Genomic DNA, 17,604 nt, shown 5'->3' on the forward strand with positions numbered 1-17,604 from the left:
GTTTCTTTTACCGTTCTTTTTAGTATTAAAACTGAGGCATTTTGGGCATTTTTTTTTGCATAACAAAAAATATTAAGGGTTAAGAGCTTACTCTAGCATAAAACTCAATATTTTAGCCCGCAAAATTTTCCCTTAAGCCAATTTTTTTATAGTTGAGCCGTCCAGCTTGTCATTCCTTTTCCATTCAGAGATCTCTTTGTCAGAAAAAAGCTCTACAACCTCCCCTGGAGCGGGCTCAGATGTGTATGTAACCTTTATAAACTGCACACCATTATCAATCAATTGAACCTCAAGTAAGCTATCTTCGTCGATACCAAGAGCTTCACGATACTCCTTAGGGATTGTGACCATCCCCTTTGACTGAGGCCTTACAACCTTACATTTTGACATAAGTAGAAAAGTTTAAAAGTAGAAATTGTCTACTTATAGTATATGCAAAAGTACCTCACGAGTAAAGATGACTTCATTCTTTTATATAAGAATGGGTGGGCGAATCCAGTTTTCTGGCTAGTTCGCTCGCTCTACGTACTCTTGAGTGTCGGTGTTTATTCGTAGCTTATCGCCAACCTTAATAAACAATGGCACCTGAACAACGAGCCCGGTTTGAAGGGTTGCTGGTTTAGAACCGCCTGCGGCGGTATCCCCTTTAACACCCGGGTCGGTTTCAGTCACTTCGAGTACTACTTTTGGAGGTAGGTTTACTGAAATTGGCTTGTCTTCAAAAAACCTAACATCGATGTCCGTTCCATCAAGTAAGAAATTAACATCATCGCCGAGCATTTCCTCATCGAGTTCAAACTGTTCAAAACTATTGTTGTCCATGAAGTAGTAATTTGCTCCGTCGGTGTACATATATTGGCATTTTCTGTAACCAACATCAGCCTCGTCCACTTTATCGTTTCCTTGAAAATTCTTACTTATAGTCGCCCCGGTCTTTAGGTTTTTTAGAGTAGTTTTCATAACCCCTGCGCCCCGAGCTTGTTTTGCAAAGGTGTCTTTTACGACAACAAACGGATCGCCATCGATCACGATAATTTTTCCGGTACGAATCTGAGAAATAGAAAGCATAAAAAATGGATAAAAGTTATTTTTGAAAAGGAAAAATATCCTACTTCTGCAAAAATATACGTATTTCAGACTTTAAAATCAAGTTAATACGTGCTTAAATTGGCTTATGAAAGAACATTTTGAAGAAAAAATAGAAAAAGTACTGGATTACTGCAGGGAACTCAATGATGAGGGCGGCCAGAATCAATACTGGATTTTGTCAGATGAGGCGGGGAGATTTATCAATCAAAAGGCAAAGGAGGTTAATGCGAAATATATATTGGAAATAGGAACGTCCATAGGGTATTCGACGATATTTTTGGCAGAGGCTGTTCGTGAAAATACCGGTGGAGACGTAGCAAAAGGTAAGGTTTATGCGATGGAGTCGCATGGTCCGCGCGCGGCGATAGCGCGCGCGAATTTTGTAAATTCCGGACTTAGTGAATTTATAACTTTAGTTCAGAGCCATGCGCCGGAACATATTCCATTCGTCGATCCAAATACCGGGGAGGCTCTGACAGGCAAGATAGATATTCTTTTCCTAGATTGCATCAAAAAATATTACCTCCCATGCCTCGAGGCAACCCTCCCCCTCCTCCACTTAGGTTCACTTATTATCGCAGACAACGTAATTTCACATGCAGATCAGATGACGGATTTTCTAAATTACATCAAAACAAACTCGGACCTTGAATCTGAAATTTTTAACATCGGGACGGGGGTCTTGGTTGCAAAAACCCTTCGTATGACAATGTAATACAATGTCATACCAGTGAAAATTAGCATACAGCCCCTCTGCGACTTGATATGGGCAAACACTTGTGCCATAATCACAAACACATAATCAAGTTTAATGGCAATTAGAGAAATACAAACAGGGCTCAAGAATCCTATTTTGAGAACAAAATCCAAAGAAGTTGAGAAAATCACACCAGAGGTAAAACATCTTATTCGTGATATGTATTCAACGTTGCATTTGGATGGTATCGGGCTCAGTGCACCGCAAGTCGGCGAAAATCTTCGAATAGTGCTAGTCACCACGTACCCGCAGACCAAAAAGGAAAAAACATACACCATGATAAATCCTGTGATTACATATTTTTCAGAAGAAACAGAGATTTCAGAAGAAGGCTGCCTTTCACTGCCAAATTATTTTGGAAATGTGGCACGTTCAAAAGAAGTGATACTTCAATTTAGAGATGAAAATTGGAAAATTCAAATAATGCGATTAAACAGCTTAAATGCCCGAATAGTTCAACATGAAATAGACCATATCGATGCAATCCTATTCGCAGACAAAGTCACAGGCAAGGCAAAGGCCACCCATGGGCCAGAGGAGCATACTTTGTAAATTCACAGGGGACCTTTTTTGAACAAGACGGCTTATTTGAGCCGTAAATCAAGGCAAAAAGTCTGCCCGGGCACGTCATTACAGCCCATCTTGAATAGCTTCAAGCAGCTTTTTTAAAAGCGGAATATAAGAAGGGAGTCGTTTATAAATTTTTTCGGCGGTAGCTTCATCGTAAGTATGAACGGTAAGATTTTTATCATCCATCATTTGTACCCAAAGCGGATCGTCTTGAATCAGTCCAAATTTAAACGCCTCTTTCATACAACTTTTTGGCGAATTACACTCTACATTTTGAGTTCTTAAGAATTTTTGTGTGCTTTTCCACGCAAGCTCGACTGAGAATTCAAAACGTTGAATAGAAGCATCTCGGATGATGTCCGTAGGTTTCATCCCAAGCGCCTCCTCAAGCCCATTTAAAGCTTTTTTAAACGAAGTGATTATTTCATGCATATTTCTTTTGAATTTTTAAGGATTGAATTTTTCAGACTTTCCCCGATATCATTGAAATCAACTATGTCTATAGAGCGCAAGGTTGGGATTTCCCCGACAGCCTCTTTGATTTTTATAAAAGTTTCAAAACCCAAAATATCCCCGGCATCTATCGCAATGTCGATGTCGGACACAGCCGTTTCAGTCCCTTTTGCATGAGATCCAAAGAGCAAAACTCGCGCACCACCACCGATATTGGTGTCAACGATTCGTACTATTTCCATGATGATTTTATCGACCTCCATAAGGGTATGATAAGCATTAAACACGAGCATTATAGGTGAACTAATCGCCTAGCAAAAGGCCTTTTGAATAAGCGCGCTTTGCAATCTTTTGGGCCCCTTGGCAAGCCCTGCACCCTTTAAAGAAGTGTCTTTTTCTGGTATAATTCAGAGATTATTAAAAGAAATAAATTACAAATAAATGTCAGGAGTAGTATTCAAACAAGCCAAAATAGACCAGGAATTGGTGCAGTTGGTGCAACATTCAGTGAGTATCAATGCCATGGAAAAAACCGATAAGGAGAAGGTGATTTTGCGTATTTTTACGTTTCCGCTGGATAAACAATTAGAGATCAAAGACATGCTTTTGAGCGAACGTGAGGATCTGGCAAAAGCTAGTGCAAAGGATATGAATGAGCATTACATGAAGCTCAAAGAGTTGTATTCCGACCTCAAAGCTGAAAAATCGACCCTAGAAGGCAGTCTTCGAGTGGCGAAAGAGAAAAATATCAAAAAAGCCGAGGCAATCGAGCTCATAAACCTAGAAAATAAATTACAAAATGATGATGAGGAGAACGATGAAGATTTACTTCCAAGTTTCCCATAATAGTTAAACGAAACAAAAAAACTAAAATAAATGATCTCAAAAAACTTACAACACGAACTATTTGAAGCCGACGACAGTCGTCGCCGCCTACTCTATTTCTCACCCGCATTCGATGCCAATGCTATGGACAAGCACAATCGGCGAATAACTGAGCTGGAAGCCGTTGACACGACAACGCCGACAACGCTTGACCAAAAAGAAATAGACAAACTCAAAGAAGGGATCAAAGAGCTTCGGGTGCAACTCACAGAATTGCACAATCTTTTGTATAAAGAGGGTGAAAATGGAGAACAATCTGACGATAAAGATGATCTCGCAACCAATCATGAGTATGACACTGTTGACATGGACGCGATTATCTATTCTGATAATAAGATTCATCATGATATTGACATTGATAACTTAATAGCAATCAATTTTGCAGAGGCGGTCGATACTTACAAAACTGCTTTTGATAAATTAAAAACAGTTGAATTTGACTCACCAATGGACGAATGGCTTCCGGAAGGCGGGGATGCATCAGACACAATACCGGAGGTTGGACTTTCAAATTTAGCAGATCTGATAAAGGACGGAGAAGTAAAGCCAAAGGAGGATACTTCTACAATGCTTCTATACAATGCGCATGGCGTTAAAATTGAGGTGCCATCAATGACAAGCGCCTCTTTTGAAATACGAAAAAACAAAGATGTTCGCAAAGAAGGTGAAAACCACCTAATTCCAATCTGGTACGGTGGCCAAAAACTTTATATGAATACGAAAGAAGGTGAAAACCACCTAATTCCAATCTGGTACGGTGGCCAAGAACTTTATATGAATACGAAAGATATAGCTCAGCCTGAAGTGGCCCAATTTACATTTAAAAAAGTGGATGGAAATAATATGTACGAAGTGAAGAGTGGCGATACCATCCTTGCAACGGTCGAGCTTGAAGGAATGGATATAGTTAATGGAGGCTATGACTGGGAAGAGATTATGACCTTCGCACAAGCATACGAAGCAGCGATAGAATCAACGGAAGAGTCACCGCCAGAGCCAACAGAAGAGGAGGCTGAAGAGCCAACGGAAGAGCCAGAGCCAGAACCAGAAGTTGAAAAGGTGGAAGCTACAGAAGAAGATGTAGAAGAGCCAGAGCCGGAAACAGAAGTTGAAAAGGTGAAAGCTGCAGAAGAAGATGTAGAAGAGGTAGGAATGGCAGAATCACCTGAAGAGACGACAACAGGAGAGACAGAAACCCCAGAGCCAGAACCAGAAGTTGAAAAGGTGGAAGCTGCAGAAGAAGATGTAGAAGAGGTAGGAATGGCAGAATCACCTGAAGAGACGACAACAGGAGAGACAGAAACCCCAGAGCCAGAACCAGAAGTTGAAAAGGTGGAAGCTACAGAAGGAGATGTAGAAGAGCCAGAGCCGGCCCCCCCCCTAGGGGTAGTGCCAGCAGGCGATATAGACAATATATATAAGCTTCTTTCGGGGGGAACTCAGACGGAACAAATACAAGGCCTTCAGGCGATGGCGATCAGGCTTTTTAGAGATTCAAGCTATTTTGATAAATTGGCTGGTGACGACAAAATTTTAACCATAAATAATGAAGGCACTTTATATTCCGTAGAAAGGATTGAGTCAAACGAAGCTGATAAATTATCGAAAGCAATAGATGATGAAATTGATAGGGTATTACAGGAGTTGGATGCGGAAAAGGACTCATATAAAGTCAATGGTACTACTGACACTTTGATGAAAGTCTCCCCTACGGATCTAGCTACAATAGCAGATGCTGGAGGTGGAACGGCTTATTGGAAAGCTCAATTTCAAGGGTTGAAAGGAATATTAGAAAATATACCGTCAGGGCGGAAAATCAACATGTTCACTGGAAACCCAGAACTCTTTGTGTTATTTGGGGACTCTATTCGAAAAGAAGTGAAAAGATTGGCTAAAAAATCAGAGGAAGATCTTAAAAGGACAACCTACACCATCTCAAGCACAGAAATGAACAAAGGCCCAATAACAGTAAATAACCCTACGGAAGCGGTTATAGCTGTTGCGAAGATAGCAGCCGATAAAGCGAGGGCGTCCGGAGACCCTAAAAGGATGAAAATGGCAGATGCAATAATGGCAGGGGTTCCACTATTATCAATTAGCCCCGAAGTAGTAGATTACAATGGGTCAGCTGCGACACAATTGGTTAAAAAAGTAGAGGCAAGGGAGGCGGAAGCTACGGAAGCCGAAACGGAAGGGTCTGGTGCGGAGAGTGGTGAGAAAGTAGATCTCACTCCGGAGGCGAAGCGGACTATTGCTCTAAATAAAATAGATATAGAAAAGCGTGTTTACAAGGTAGGTGCCCCAATAATGAAATCGGTATTTAAGAAATCATCAGTTGAACATCTTGAGGCGTTTTTTACAGCGGTAACAAATATGAGAGGGGCTTCGGGCTTAAAAGGCAAAAAACCTTTTAAAAACAGTTGGCGAGAAATATTTAAAACACTTCTTGTTAATAATCGCTTAGAAGCACCTGGTGATAACATAGCTTTGCTCGGGCGGCCGCTAATCTTATTCAATATGATTAGGAGGGCAAAAGAAGCTCAGGGAACTTATGGTGGGAATGTGCCAAACAACCTTACTGGAGATAAATGGCTTTATGCTATGGCCGAAAATCAATATCAAAAAGTAAGCGGAGATGATTCGGAAGTGAAAAATTTACCAGAAGTTGTATCGGAAAAGCTAGAAGGCCCAAGCGGGCTTGAGACGGATCTTAGCGATGCGCAGTTCCCTAAAGGAAAGAGTCGTGGATATAGAGTACATCCGACCTCAAGTCCGAATGACTTTCCATTTATATTTAGAATTTCACACAATCAAGATGGTACGTATGACGTACATTATGGAGATGGAAAGATGACCTCACAGAACCATTCGGAATTAATGGATAGATTTGTGAGGAGAGTTTTAAAGAGAAGATTGAGAGATGGGCGCGGGAATTGGGACAATTTTCATTCATACAGAATTTCTTCAGATGGCCTTTCTGACCCTAAGATGAAAGAATACTACGGTAGATTTATGAAAAACCTCCCGGCAGAAGCTGTGGGTAGAAGGGTCGATGCGAGGACAGCCTCTCTTCTTCGGGAGATTTCAAAAGAATCGAAACTTCCACTTCCATCGTTAAAAGCTCTGCTTAGTAGAAGTCACCTTGAGCTTGTTGATATAGTAAGCGTGGTACTCACTGGTGGCAAACAAAAAGATTTAAAAGGTGTAAAAAGGCTAGGTAAGTTCGAATTAGCTGCGGCTAAGCTTTATTTAAAAAAGGTAGGCAGTGGCGAGGGGGAAAATGCAAATGCCGAGCCAGCTATTGAAAACCTACGAGGCTTTGCTCGTGGTTTAGTTGAGGGCGAAAGGCGGGCAGGCGTCGCTGCTCTGCTTGAACAAGAGGAAAAGGGTGGAGGAAATAAAAAAGGTAAAAAAGGTGCTGAAAAAATAGCAGCTCATCGTTTGAGTACAATTGATAAACTTCAAGACTTAGGCCTTCACGATGCGACGGCGCGCCGCGCAAAACAAATTTATTTTAAATTTGCAGAGGCTCTTTTTAAGAAAGGAGGTAGAATGAGTTTCCGCAATCAGCAGTTCAATAGATTTGATGTCCTTGCAAGGAATTTTGAAGGCGGTATGGACAATAATCTCGGTGGGCAATTCGGATATATGTATGGCAGAGCAAAGATTTGGAAGAAAAAGTTGATAAATCAAGGTGCGGACCTGAGTGGTAACAAAGGGGCGATAATCTTGAAAGATGGCAGAGGTGGTGGCAATACGGTTGACGATGCGCTTTTGCGCATGGCCGCAATAGCCGCTCGCGCAGAATGGCATCCATATAATATGTCATGCGCCGCATCCAATATTGCATACGGAACATCATACGGAACTCCTGACCGTGGAGAAGGAATGATGGCCGGCAGATCATCTAGAAGGTCACCGTACCAATATAACTAAGTCGCGGGTAGTCTGGGGCGCGACGGCATGATTGATGCCACCTCAAGAATAAGTCACTCACTCTTTTTTACGTATGATCAGAGGTTCTTTTGTCATAGCGCACGCAGCCATAACATCACCCAGAAGTAAGTCAATACTCACCATGTAATATTTGGATTTTAGCGCAAGCTGAAATCGCGACTTTTGGCTTGTGGCTAATCTTTTTGGCATTTTAGACTTGACCAAAAATGGTGAGTAAATGGTATTATTTTCTTGTAAAAATAGCTTTATTCTTTAATCAAAACTACATGAAAAATTTAACAAAACTTTCCGACAAAGATCTACTCGCACTCTGCAGAGAGTATGGAGAAAAAGCTATACGTTTTCGACGGAGATTTATCGGGCTTTTGCCAGAAGTGAAAAAACGCAAACTTTTTGAGAAGAAAAAATGCAAATCAATATACGAATTCGCAGCAAAACATGGGGGCGTAAGTCGTGAACATGTCGATAGGGTTGTAAATTTGAGTGATCGTTTTATTGAAAAACCTCTACTGCATAGTTTGCTCGTAAATGGTGAAATAAGTTCAAATAAATTAACGAGAATAGCTTCAATAGTTGACTTGATAGACGAGGCTGATTTAGTGGAAGCTGTGATGAAACTCGCTTGTAGAACAGTTGAAACATATGTTCGGGATGTGAAAAATAAGTTTGGAGTTACGGAGGTTTCAGATAAAAATAGTTTTGATTTTGGTGATAGTACTTCTGATTTTGATGGAAAAAGTTCAAGGATGAGAATTGAAAATGGCTTATTTGAGCCGTCAAATGACCTTAAATCTGTGCACGTGCACAAATCTTGCGTAGAAGATAATGCTGCAATAAGTCAAATCGAGATAGGATTTAATGTGGGTGAGTGTCATGAAAAAGAGGCATTGCCTATCAAGAAACTCCAGCTAAAACTTTCGGAAGAAACACTTGAGAATCTGCTCGAGCTGCAAGAGAAAGGTATAAGCGTCGATAAATTATTTAGAGAGTTTTTACAAAAACGCGAAGAGGAGTTGGTGGAGAATAAAGCGAAAGTGGCTATAAAAGAGAAAGCCAAAGAGGCGAAAAGAATTGAGGATGGAAAGGCTGTCAGTCGACGATTATCTGTAGGGGTGAAGAAGGTGTTGGAAGCGGAATTTGGGGATCGATGTTCGGTCAGTGGTTGTGCGAGGAAGTCAGTGCATATTCATCACAAGGTGCCGTTTTCGATTTCTGGAAGTCATGACCCACGTTTGCTCGCTCCACTGTGTCGCGAGCACCATGACATTGCTCACTCTGTGAACGTGAAATATTTGGAAAAAAAGCTATTTGCGAAGTAGGCGTTTTGCGATGTGAAACATTTTATAAGGAAGTGGCTTCAGCACGAGGTCGAGTGGCTCATTAAACTTGTGTAATTGTCCGCCGAACTTTTGCTTAAATTCACTTACTCCATACAGAGGGTCAGCTTTGTTGAATTCCACAGATTTCGCATCCATACCTTGATTCAAAGTTTCATCGATACTTTTTTGATGTTGTGTTTTTGGCTCCGCAACACCCATAAAATCATATAGCTTTTTGCCGGCCTCTTTTGCCTCCTTGATCGCATGCCATTGTAATAAATACGGAGCCATGGTGTTGCGGTGCTCATTTGATGACGCGCCGTAGTAATAAATAGCCTCGGTCTCTCCGTACAATACGATTATGCCTGCAATTATTTGATCATCGAGTTTTGCTATGTACAGGCGCGCATCAGACCCCAGTGAAGTTAGCAGCCCTTTATAATATTGTTTTTCATGAATTCCAAATTCATCCCGTTCACCGGTCTCTTTTAGAATTGAATAAAACGCATCCAATGCGGCATTGAAATTTTTTGAATCATCATCGCCATCAAAAACTTCAATTTGTACGTCATTTTTCCTGGCGATATTTATATTGTACCTACCCTTCCTTTTCATTTCGGTGAGTAGCTTTTCCTCACCCCGCATTAGGTCGAGTTTGATTGTGTATTTAGGAAGGTACGGTTTTTTGACAGGAATTATTTGAAAATTGGAAGCGGTCCCTCCTGAAATCAAGTCTTCAACAGTCCCGCCATAACCCTCGAGCCTTATATGCATACAGTTCATTTCTTTAGCAGTCTCTATTAGTTTTTGAAAATCAGACTTGGTGAATGCGGAAAGATCAACACCCATGCCAAGTAGTCGGTAGTAACCAAATGATAGTGGAAATTTGATAAATAAAGCCGTCTTGCCGGAACTTAAGTTGTGCAAGTAGGTATCTCTGCCAACGGCTGTTTGGAAGGCGTTCCAGGCCTCGCCCTGTGTAATTGTAAAAATTGAGTGTTTCACGAGGAATAATATAGCAAAAAGAAAACAAAAAAGGAGCCCTATTTAGGGCTCCTTTTGAAATTTAGATTTAAACTTAGAATCTAGGACGTGATTCGAAGCTGGAAGTCATTGATTCAGATTGTCCACTTGGTTGAGTTGGGACAGCGGTTTGTTGAGATACCGGCTGAGATACCGGACGTACGCCACCCATCTTCTTGCGAAGGAAGGCTGGAACATCAAGCTCGTTTTCAGAAGTATTATTCATGTGGCCACCCATAGAAGAGCTTGCCGCAGACACGCCGGAGAAGAAATCATCAGAACGATGAGTGCTCTCATCAAATCCTGTAGCAACAACTGTAACCTTGATTTCACCTGTGTAGTTTTCATTGATAACCGCACCGAAGATGATATTTGCATCAGGGTCAGCGGCAGAAGTGATAACTTTCGCAGCCTCGTCAACTTCGAACATAGATAAGTCATTTCCACCTGTAATATTAAATAGAACTCCCTTAGCTCCAACGATATCAAGTTCAAGAAGCGGGCTGTCGATAGCAGCGCGGGCAGCTTCAGCCGCACGATTTTCACCACTTCCGTATCCGATTCCCATTAGGGCTGAACCTGCATTTGCCATTACTGAACGAACATCGGCAAAATCCACATTTATCATACCGTGAACTGTAATCAGGTCAGCGATACCTTGAACACCTTGGCGAAGTACATCGTCCACAACTGTGAACGCATCTTGCAATGGAGTTTTCTTATCAACAAGTGACAAAATTCTGTCATTTGGAATAACGATCAATGTATCTACTTTGTCTTTTAGAGTTGCAAGACCTTCCTCAGCTTGTTTTAGACGGCGCGCCCCTTCAAAAGAGAAAGGTTTTGTAACGACACCGACAGTAAGGATACCAAGTTCTCTTGCGATTTCCGCAACGATTGGCGCGCCTCCCGTACCGGTACCACCACCAAGTCCACAAGTAATGAAAACCATATCGGCTCCATCAAGTGCATTCTTGATTTCTTCAGAAGATTCTTCAGCCGCACGCTTACCGATATCAGGTAAGGACCCGGCACCAAGGCCACGAGTAGTTCCTTTACCGATATTGATTTTAGATGGAGCTTCGGAGTGATAAAGAGCTTGAGCATCAGTATTAATAGTGATGAACTCAATACCATTTACGTTTGCTTTCACCATCCTGTTTACGGCATTTCCACCACCACCACCAACACCAATAACTTTGATGTTCGCAACAGGGCTTAAATCAGGAGTAACTTCTAGGTTTTTTCTTTTTGTGTTTGCAAACAAATTTTTGAGTGCATCGTCTGTCATAGTCGTAAAGTTAGTTAGTATGAATTATGTATTGAGTATTTATAATATGTAGCCGTCTATATCCCATTAGCCCCATTATCGACGTCTGTTCGGCGGCCTATCGACGTCTGTCCGGAGAAGTCTATGGAAGTAAGCTTTTCACCCACTCCTTCATAGAAGCGAGAGGTTTGCTTAGATTAAGTCTTCGGAAATCAAAACCGTAGCTTCGACCTTCGAAACGAGAACCCCAAAGTACAAGGCCGATTGCTGTTGAGTACGCAGGATCATCGATTTTATCGACTACTCCTTCATAATTTTGTGGGAATCCAAGTTGAACCGGTAGGCCGAGAATTTCACGAGCAAGATCCACTACCCCCGGCATTTTGATAGCGGCACCGGTAAGCACCACTCCGGCAGGAAGCATTCCATCTCGTCCGATTTCTCGTAGTTGTCTTTTTACTAAGTGGAAAATTTCAAAGTATCTGGCGTAAATTATCTCCGCCATGATTTTCTTTGAAACAGTCAACGTATCAATCTTTGAAATAAGTGACAGGTCTATAGTTTCACGATCACTTACATCGTCAGGTACACAAGTACCATATTCAATTTTAATTTTTTCAGCAGTATCTATAGATGTACGAAGTCCGATCGCTATATCGTTTGTAACATTCTCTCCACCAACACCAATACATCCGGTCCATAGAGTTGTACCTTCTTCAAATACAGCGATAGAAGTACCTCCGGATCCGATGTCCAGTACGGCGACCCCAAGTTCTTTTTGTCTTTTTGAAAGAACCGCCTCAGCTGTAGCGAGACAAGTTGGGATAATATCATCGATATCGATACCGGCTTGATGTACACATTTCTCAATATTTTTAACATTTGGAACGAGTCCGGTTACTATATGAGCCTCTACTTCAAGTCGGATACCGGTCATACCAACAGGGTATTTGATACCAACCTGTTCGTCGACGGTAAATGATTTCGGAATAATACGTAAAATTCTTCTATTCGATGGAATCGAAACGGCCTGAGCCGCCTCAAGTACACGATCGATATCATCTTCTGTAATTTCGTTACCTGCATGAGACACGGCGATAACACCTTTTGAATCAAATGATTCAAGGTGAGTCCCTCCAATACCTAAGAATACATGGTTAATAGGTTCTCCTGCCATTCGCTCAGCATCTTCAAGTGAAGAAGCGATTGAATTTATAGTTTCTTCAACGTCAATTACAGAACCCCTTCTAAGTCCTTGAGATGGGGCAATACCAACACCAATAATGTGAGGGATCGCTCCTTTATCATCTTGAGTCGCTATGACTGTTCTGATCTTCGAGCTACCAACATCAAGTCCGGCGATTACACGGGGCTTTGCCATATTAAATGAAGTTTAAAAATATAGGTGAAATCAAATAGGTGAAAATGAAATCGCCAGCACTATAATCAAACAAAAATCAAAAATCAACATGAAATGGCTTAAGCAAAACAAAAATTTGGGGTTCGTACAAAATAGTTACTCAGATTTTATCCAGTAAAGAACCCACTATTTGGCACATTTGAGGTTGATACAAAAATTGGCTCAACCAAGCGCAAAAAAAGCCTACAAATTTAGTGTTCATAGGGCGGCGTGTTGTATAAAAAATGTGTACAAGGGCATAACCCATAGATTAATCTTTCTTGGAATATAATCCAAATAATTCTACTCCACCCCGATGTACTTCAAACAAAGGATCTCCTAAAAGGAAACTTTATGAAAGTATAGTGGGATAGATCATTTGCAGGTGTGTTTTTAGCCGCTTTTTTACGATTTCTCGCAGCATTACTCTGCAATATTTCATATATATATGGCTATAGCCTCACTTAAAAGTAAGTCAATACTCACCATGTAATATTTGGGTTTTTGTGCAAGTTAAAGTCGTGACTTTTGGCTTATGAGCTCGGTTTTCAGCTGGTTTCCGGTGCGTGACTTTGTTATCATTCTATCTCAAAGTAAAAGGACAAATTCTTTCATCAAACATCATTATTTTTTAATCAAAAAACCATGCAAAATACAACTTCGAACAAGACAACGATCACCAGCAATGTTGAACATTTCTCGGATAAAAAACTACTTTATCTTTGCAAGGAATACGGTGATCAAACTCTGCTTTGGCGACGAAAGTTCATCGGACTTTTACCTGAAGTGAATCGACGTATGCTTTATGAACGCAAAGGATTTCCTTCAATTCTTGAATTTGGTAAACGCATGGCGGGTCTGAGCGAGGCTCAAATCCGCCTCGCTATCAACCTCGAAAAACGCTTTGAAGATAAGCCGATTTTGAAATCGATGCTCGTAGCTGGAGAGGTAAGCATCAATAAACTGGCTAGAGTTGTATCACTCGCAAGTTCAGAAAATGAAGAATTTTTGGCACAGAGCGTAAAGGTTTTGTCGAAGTCTTCACTTGAAGTTTTTGTAAGGGATATACGACTTGCAAGAAATAACGACATTGAAAATAGCTCGACCTTACAAAGTCAAAACGGCTTATTTGAGCCGCAAATCGAACCAAAAAGTCTGCCCGGGCATGCCGAAGTGAAACGGAGGCACTTGTTCGGAAAGGTTGAAAATGGCACTTGGTTGAAGTTTAAGTTAAATGATGATGTAATCGAAAAACTCAATGAACTAAATTCTAAAAACTTAGATGTGAACAAGATTTTACTAGAAATGTTTGAGAAAAGAGAAAATAAATTGTCGGAGAATAAGGGGAGAGAAAGCGAAAAAACACTTGCAAAAGAAGAAAAAAGAAAGGCGGATGGCAAGGCTCCATCGAAATATATGAGCGTCGGAATCAAAGAGGTGCTGACAGCGGAATTTGGAGACCGATGCTCGGTGTCGGGTTGCGCAAGAAAGTCACTACATATTCATCATACAGTGCCGTTTTCGATCTCTGGTAGCAATGATCCGAATCTACTTGCCCCACTTTGTCGCGAGCACCATGACATCGTCCACTCAGTGAATATGAAATATTTGGAGAAAAAGTTGAGGTAAAAATAAGTTGGAAAATACTGGAAGAAAACATGTAGAAATTTTCAGTTGATCCCTACCCTTTCGTCACCCAAATAGTACATCGATTCTCAACGTGCATAGTTTTATATTTTATGCGATCCTTTCGAAGAGCTTCAGTTATAGATGAGTATTCCGACATGCCGTCAATGTCTCCATGTTGGTAGGTGAATTTTGGTACGTAGCCACTTGCCTTGAGGTCTATTTCAACTGCCGATAAGTTGGTTGGGAAATTTGAAGTATTTGAGTTCATAAGGTGTGTTAATTTAAAGAAAAACTTACGTGAAGTTAAAATAAGCTCGGTTGCATTTGATCCGAGAGCTGTTCCTGCGCCATCTCTGAAAAAGTTTTGATACCTTCGAGCTTTTTGCGAAGAGTTCCACCGAAGCTCATTTTATCGAATAGTTCCAAAACTTTTGCCTTATCAAATTCATGGGTTTCGCAAATATTAAGATCGAAATCTATATCCATGTGGCGGTCCACGGTCGCAAGCTTTTTACTCAAAAATGCCATATCACGATCAGCTGCTAATTTGTCATGCACGGAGCCGGTTATTTTATCCAGATTTTCATATATATTTTCAATAGTTCCATATTCGGTTAGGAGCTTGATTGCTGTTTTTTCACCGATCCCGTGGACGCCTGGAATGTTGTCGCTGGTGTCTCCGCGGAGGCCTTTGTAATCCGGCACCTGAGCCGGTGTTATACCCCATTTTTCATGTACGGAATCAATATTATAAACCTTGGCCTCCGCACCTCCATTTTGAGGAGCGATTACGCGAGTATGTTCATCTACAAGTTGTAGCAAATCCATGTCGCCGGTGAGGATCATAGACATGACCCCCCTATCCGCCATTCGATGCGTCAAAGTTCCTATAAGATCATCCGCTTCAAAACCTTGCCTTTCAAAAACAGGTACATTAAAAGCTTTTATCATTTCTTTGCACCAAGGGATTTGCTCGTAAAGTGAATCTGGAGCTTTTTCCCTTTGAGCTTTGTATTCTGAGTATTCCTCCTTTCGAAAAGTTGGCCCTTCAAGATCAAATGCGATAGCCGTGTATTCAGGTTTTTCATTGAGTAACGCAGTCAAAAGCATGCTAGTAAAGCCATATACGGCATTGGTTGGCATCCCCTCCTTGTTCAACATTTCGTATCTTATAGCGTAAAACGACCTAAAAATTAACGCCATACCATCTATTATCAGAAATTTCCTCATTATTTTTGCTAAAAAATACTAAATACTACCGTAGAACAAAACTACCCTCAGTGTAAAGAAACATTCCCATTTTTGGAATAGTAATTTTTATCTAAAACTGCTATAATTACCTAATATAAAATGATCAATTATGAATGTAGCGGTTATAAAATCAAAAGATTGTGCGAAAGGGGGTGAATTTTATTTATCGCAAGATGCCCCACTACTCGTTATAATAGTTAACGATGTGCAATCTCAAAAAGAGGTTAAAAAATTAACCGTTGGATTAAAAGGATTACCTCTTAATTTTAGAATCATTCTTATTGATGATACGAAGGCGAGAGTACCTGACCTGAAAAATTCTTATCACGTGAGCAAAAAAGAAGCTGAAAAGTTTTTTACATTTGCACATATGGTGCTTTTTTCATCAAAAAAGCCATCAAAGATGCTTGTAAAAGCGGCCATAAGTAATGGTGCCGTACCAATCGTATGTGGAGAAGTGGATTATTTGAAAAATTACACAGGCCCAACTGAGGCAGGGAATAGTTTTAAATTTTCAGAAATGAATTCATGGGGAATGTATGCGGCAGTCGTTCGAGCCCTCGAAAATTTCGGATTCCCATATGATTGGAAAAACATTATAAAATCAGCCAAGGATATTTTGTAGATCCACGAAGTCAGATCTTTAGTCTAACGAGTTATTTGAGCTGGAGTCGTTGGAGATACCTTTTATAGTTTCAACTATATCGGTGAAATTGATGTACTTGATAACGTTAAGCCCCATAGCCTTACCAACGATACTTACGATAAACACTGACAATATAGTGATAATCAATCCAATAATCGAGTATCTTATAGTACCAACCGCCTGTTTAATCTTCCCCTCATCTCCACCTGAAAGTATAAAAGAGAGACCTCCAAAAAAGATAAAGGCCACGCAAAGAAGACCTGCTATCAATATTGCGTAGGCAATAAGCTTATTGATAATTTCTATCGTATCATACTGTTGAGCGGCTTCTACGATACTCCCCCCTGCAAGAATAGTATTAAATAACATGGTTGGTTTATTATAAATTAGATCAATTCGAATTTTACATGAAAAGGAGTCTAAAGCAAAACTTTACACTTCTTCCGGCTCGACAACCTTTAGATTAACTCTACTATTTTCTTTTGCACCAATCACTCGAAGTAGTACACGTAGGGCATCTACAGTTTGACCATTTTTACCGATCAATTTACCCATATCATCCTTTGCGACGCTTACGGTTATGAATACACCAAGTTCGTCGACTTTTCTTTTGACTGTGACATGAGAAGCGTCATCAACTAATTGTTTTACTACAAATTCGACGAAATCCTTATCCTTACCTTCGTCTCCGCCAACGGTTGACGAAGCGACCGGCTTTACGCTCGTAGTAGTATCATCATCATCGCCGGTAGAAGATCCGCCAACCATAGCAAAATCATCAGTTATATCGTCAGCAAATAGTTCATCATCCATAGTAGAAAGTTTAAAAAGTAATTTTTAAAGCCAAGTAGTAGGCCTTAGGAATAGTTTATTCAGTAGTCTCCGGAGTCTTTGCTTCTTCAGCAGGAGCTTCTTCGGCCACTGGGACAGCTTCTTCAACTTCAACTGGGGCATCTTCAACCACTGGGGCAGCTTCTTCAGCTTTGGCTGGAGCGGCAGCCGGGGCTTTTGGCTCAGGCTGCCCCTTCTTACTTTTTCTAACTCGACTACGAACAACTATAAACTTCTCCATATCGGAAACGCCGTTTCTTTTTAGTAAAGAAGCGAGAGTATCACTTGGTTGAGCACCTTTAGCTATCCAATAATTAATTCTTTCAATATCAAATTTAAGTTCTTTTGGTATTACAATTGAGTTGTATGAACCTACCTTTTCAAGGAATTTACCTTTTACGGCATTAGCCTTTTCAGCAACCACTAGATCATATGTTGCCTGTTTCTTGCGTCCTGTACGTCTGAGTCTTATTACTAGCACGGATTCTTAAGTTAAATATATAGATGAAAAATGCTGATGTATTC

General features: G+C 40.7%; 19 protein-coding genes. 7 read left to right on the forward strand and 12 right to left on the reverse strand.

Annotation, left to right across the window (positions count from 1 at the left end; all coding sequences use genetic code 11):
- Positions 1-132 precede the first annotated feature (132 nt).
- Together Q8P68_06155 and efp are read right to left on the reverse strand one after the other, a co-directional pair.
- Complete coding sequence (locus Q8P68_06155; protein MDP4008744.1) at positions 133-390, reverse strand: AbrB/MazE/SpoVT family DNA-binding domain-containing protein; 258 nt, start codon at positions 388-390, stop codon at positions 133-135.
- Between the two features lie 117 nt (positions 391-507).
- On the reverse strand, positions 508-1,068 hold the full coding sequence (gene efp, locus Q8P68_06160; GenBank protein MDP4008745.1) for an elongation factor P: 561 nt from the start codon (positions 1,066-1,068) through the stop codon (positions 508-510).
- Between the two features lie 106 nt (positions 1,069-1,174).
- On the opposite strand from efp, the gene Q8P68_06165 reads away from it, so the two are divergent.
- Both Q8P68_06165 and def read left to right on the forward strand, forming a co-directional pair.
- Entirely contained in the window at positions 1,175-1,804 is a 630-nt protein-coding gene (locus Q8P68_06165; protein ID MDP4008746.1) for a class I SAM-dependent methyltransferase, read from the forward strand.
- 96 nt (positions 1,805-1,900) lie between these two features.
- Positions 1,901-2,398, forward strand: a complete 498-nt coding sequence (gene def / locus Q8P68_06170) for a peptide deformylase (GenBank protein ID MDP4008747.1) — start codon at positions 1,901-1,903, stop codon at positions 2,396-2,398.
- A gap of 78 nt (positions 2,399-2,476) precedes the next feature.
- Here def and Q8P68_06175 read toward each other — a convergent pair whose 3' ends face one another.
- Positions 2,477-2,848, reverse strand: coding sequence for a nucleotidyltransferase substrate binding protein (locus tag Q8P68_06175; GenBank protein ID MDP4008748.1), 372 nt, complete (start codon positions 2,846-2,848; stop codon positions 2,477-2,479).
- Positions 2,836-3,132 carry a nucleotidyltransferase domain-containing protein gene (locus Q8P68_06180; GenBank protein MDP4008749.1) on the reverse strand — a complete coding sequence of 99 codons (297 nt, stop codon included), beginning with the start codon at positions 3,130-3,132 and terminating at the stop codon, positions 2,836-2,838. The genes Q8P68_06175 and Q8P68_06180 overlap by 13 nt, the downstream gene beginning before the upstream one ends.
- A gap of 178 nt (positions 3,133-3,310) precedes the next feature.
- Between Q8P68_06180 and Q8P68_06185 the strand changes: the two genes are divergently transcribed.
- The 3 genes from Q8P68_06185 to Q8P68_06195 all read left to right on the forward strand — a co-directional run bounded on the left by Q8P68_06185 (position 3,311) and on the right by Q8P68_06195 (position 9,030).
- Entirely contained in the window at positions 3,311-3,715 is a 405-nt protein-coding gene (locus Q8P68_06185) for a hypothetical protein (GenBank protein MDP4008750.1), read from the forward strand.
- Positions 3,716-3,745: 30 nt separating this feature from the next.
- Entirely contained in the window at positions 3,746-7,690 is a 3,945-nt protein-coding gene (locus tag Q8P68_06190; GenBank protein MDP4008751.1) for a hypothetical protein, read from the forward strand.
- Between the two features lie 287 nt (positions 7,691-7,977).
- A complete protein-coding gene (locus Q8P68_06195; protein ID MDP4008752.1) occupies positions 7,978-9,030 on the forward strand; it encodes an HNH endonuclease signature motif containing protein in 1,053 nt (350 codons plus the stop codon).
- On the opposite strand, the gene Q8P68_06200 is transcribed toward Q8P68_06195, so the two are convergent.
- The 3 genes from Q8P68_06200 to ftsA form a co-directional block, all read right to left on the reverse strand.
- A complete protein-coding gene (locus tag Q8P68_06200; GenBank protein ID MDP4008753.1) occupies positions 9,016-10,035 on the reverse strand; it encodes a peptidoglycan bridge formation glycyltransferase FemA/FemB family protein in 1,020 nt (339 codons plus the stop codon). The two genes, Q8P68_06195 and Q8P68_06200, sit on opposite strands and share 15 nt — an antisense overlap.
- 73 nt (positions 10,036-10,108) lie before the next feature.
- Complete coding sequence (gene ftsZ, locus Q8P68_06205; GenBank protein MDP4008754.1) at positions 10,109-11,344, reverse strand: cell division protein FtsZ; 1,236 nt, start codon at positions 11,342-11,344, stop codon at positions 10,109-10,111.
- A 121-nt stretch (positions 11,345-11,465) separates the two neighbouring features.
- Positions 11,466-12,704: a cell division protein FtsA gene (ftsA, locus tag Q8P68_06210; GenBank protein ID MDP4008755.1), complete on the reverse strand. Its 1,239-nt coding sequence runs from the start codon at positions 12,702-12,704 to the stop codon at positions 11,466-11,468.
- 663 nt (positions 12,705-13,367) lie between these two features.
- Between ftsA and Q8P68_06215 the strand changes: the two genes are divergently transcribed.
- Positions 13,368-14,351 carry an HNH endonuclease signature motif containing protein gene (locus Q8P68_06215; GenBank protein MDP4008756.1) on the forward strand — a complete coding sequence of 328 codons (984 nt, stop codon included), beginning with the start codon at positions 13,368-13,370 and terminating at the stop codon, positions 14,349-14,351.
- Between the two features lie 52 nt (positions 14,352-14,403).
- Here the strand turns inward: Q8P68_06215 and Q8P68_06220 are convergent, their stop codons facing one another.
- Positions 14,404-14,619, reverse strand: coding sequence for a hypothetical protein (locus Q8P68_06220; protein ID MDP4008757.1), 216 nt, complete (start codon positions 14,617-14,619; stop codon positions 14,404-14,406).
- Between the two features lie 35 nt (positions 14,620-14,654).
- Positions 14,655-15,581 carry a 5'-3' exonuclease H3TH domain-containing protein gene (locus Q8P68_06225; protein MDP4008758.1) on the reverse strand — a complete coding sequence of 309 codons (927 nt, stop codon included), beginning with the start codon at positions 15,579-15,581 and terminating at the stop codon, positions 14,655-14,657.
- A 130-nt stretch (positions 15,582-15,711) separates the two neighbouring features.
- Here Q8P68_06225 and Q8P68_06230 point away from each other — a divergent pair, with 130 nt between their 5' ends.
- On the forward strand, positions 15,712-16,227 hold the full coding sequence (locus Q8P68_06230) for a hypothetical protein (GenBank protein ID MDP4008759.1): 516 nt from the start codon (positions 15,712-15,714) through the stop codon (positions 16,225-16,227).
- Positions 16,228-16,245: 18 nt separating this feature from the next.
- Here the strand turns inward: Q8P68_06230 and Q8P68_06235 are convergent, their stop codons facing one another.
- The 3 genes from Q8P68_06235 to rpsP form a co-directional block, all read right to left on the reverse strand.
- Positions 16,246-16,617 (reverse strand): hypothetical protein, encoded by a 372-nt coding sequence (locus Q8P68_06235; protein ID MDP4008760.1) that lies wholly within the window; start codon positions 16,615-16,617, stop codon positions 16,246-16,248.
- A gap of 63 nt (positions 16,618-16,680) precedes the next feature.
- A complete protein-coding gene (locus Q8P68_06240) occupies positions 16,681-17,061 on the reverse strand; it encodes a KH domain-containing protein (protein MDP4008761.1) in 381 nt (126 codons plus the stop codon).
- 55 nt (positions 17,062-17,116) lie between these two features.
- Positions 17,117-17,560: a 30S ribosomal protein S16 gene (rpsP, locus tag Q8P68_06245; GenBank protein ID MDP4008762.1), complete on the reverse strand. Its 444-nt coding sequence runs from the start codon at positions 17,558-17,560 to the stop codon at positions 17,117-17,119.
- Positions 17,561-17,604: the final 44 nt, after the last annotated feature.

The sequence above is a fragment of the Candidatus Peregrinibacteria bacterium genome (assembly GCA_030700255.1).
Lineage (GTDB): Bacteria > Patescibacteriota > Gracilibacteria > UBA1369 > JABINC01 > JABINC01.

Bases quoted from the DNA above. Each gene is read 5' to 3' on its own strand.
- Q8P68_06155 (MDP4008744.1), bottom strand. From the start codon at position 390: ATGTCAAAATGTAAGGTTGTAAGGCCTCAGTCAAAGGGGATGGTCACA.
- efp (MDP4008745.1), bottom strand. From the start codon at position 1,068: ATGCTTTCTATTTCTCAGATTCGTACCGGAAAAATTATCGTGATCGAT.
- Q8P68_06165 (MDP4008746.1), top strand. From the start codon at position 1,175: ATGAAAGAACATTTTGAAGAAAAAATAGAAAAAGTACTGGATTACTGC.
- def (MDP4008747.1), top strand. From the start codon at position 1,901: ATGGCAATTAGAGAAATACAAACAGGGCTCAAGAATCCTATTTTGAGA.
- Q8P68_06175 (MDP4008748.1), bottom strand. From the start codon at position 2,848: ATGCATGAAATAATCACTTCGTTTAAAAAAGCTTTAAATGGGCTTGAG.
- Q8P68_06180 (MDP4008749.1), bottom strand. From the start codon at position 3,132: ATGGAGGTCGATAAAATCATCATGGAAATAGTACGAATCGTTGACACC.
- Q8P68_06185 (MDP4008750.1), top strand. From the start codon at position 3,311: ATGTCAGGAGTAGTATTCAAACAAGCCAAAATAGACCAGGAATTGGTG.
- Q8P68_06190 (MDP4008751.1), top strand. From the start codon at position 3,746: ATGATCTCAAAAAACTTACAACACGAACTATTTGAAGCCGACGACAGT.
- Q8P68_06195 (MDP4008752.1), top strand. From the start codon at position 7,978: ATGAAAAATTTAACAAAACTTTCCGACAAAGATCTACTCGCACTCTGC.
- ftsZ (MDP4008754.1), bottom strand. From the start codon at position 11,344: ATGACAGACGATGCACTCAAAAATTTGTTTGCAAACACAAAAAGAAAA.
- ftsA (MDP4008755.1), bottom strand. From the start codon at position 12,704: ATGGCAAAGCCCCGTGTAATCGCCGGACTTGATGTTGGTAGCTCGAAG.
- Q8P68_06215 (MDP4008756.1), top strand. From the start codon at position 13,368: ATGCAAAATACAACTTCGAACAAGACAACGATCACCAGCAATGTTGAA.
- Q8P68_06220 (MDP4008757.1), bottom strand. From the start codon at position 14,619: ATGAACTCAAATACTTCAAATTTCCCAACCAACTTATCGGCAGTTGAA.
- Q8P68_06225 (MDP4008758.1), bottom strand. From the start codon at position 15,581: ATGAGGAAATTTCTGATAATAGATGGTATGGCGTTAATTTTTAGGTCG.
- Q8P68_06230 (MDP4008759.1), top strand. From the start codon at position 15,712: ATGAATGTAGCGGTTATAAAATCAAAAGATTGTGCGAAAGGGGGTGAA.
- Q8P68_06235 (MDP4008760.1), bottom strand. From the start codon at position 16,617: ATGTTATTTAATACTATTCTTGCAGGGGGGAGTATCGTAGAAGCCGCT.
- Q8P68_06240 (MDP4008761.1), bottom strand. From the start codon at position 17,061: ATGGATGATGAACTATTTGCTGACGATATAACTGATGATTTTGCTATG.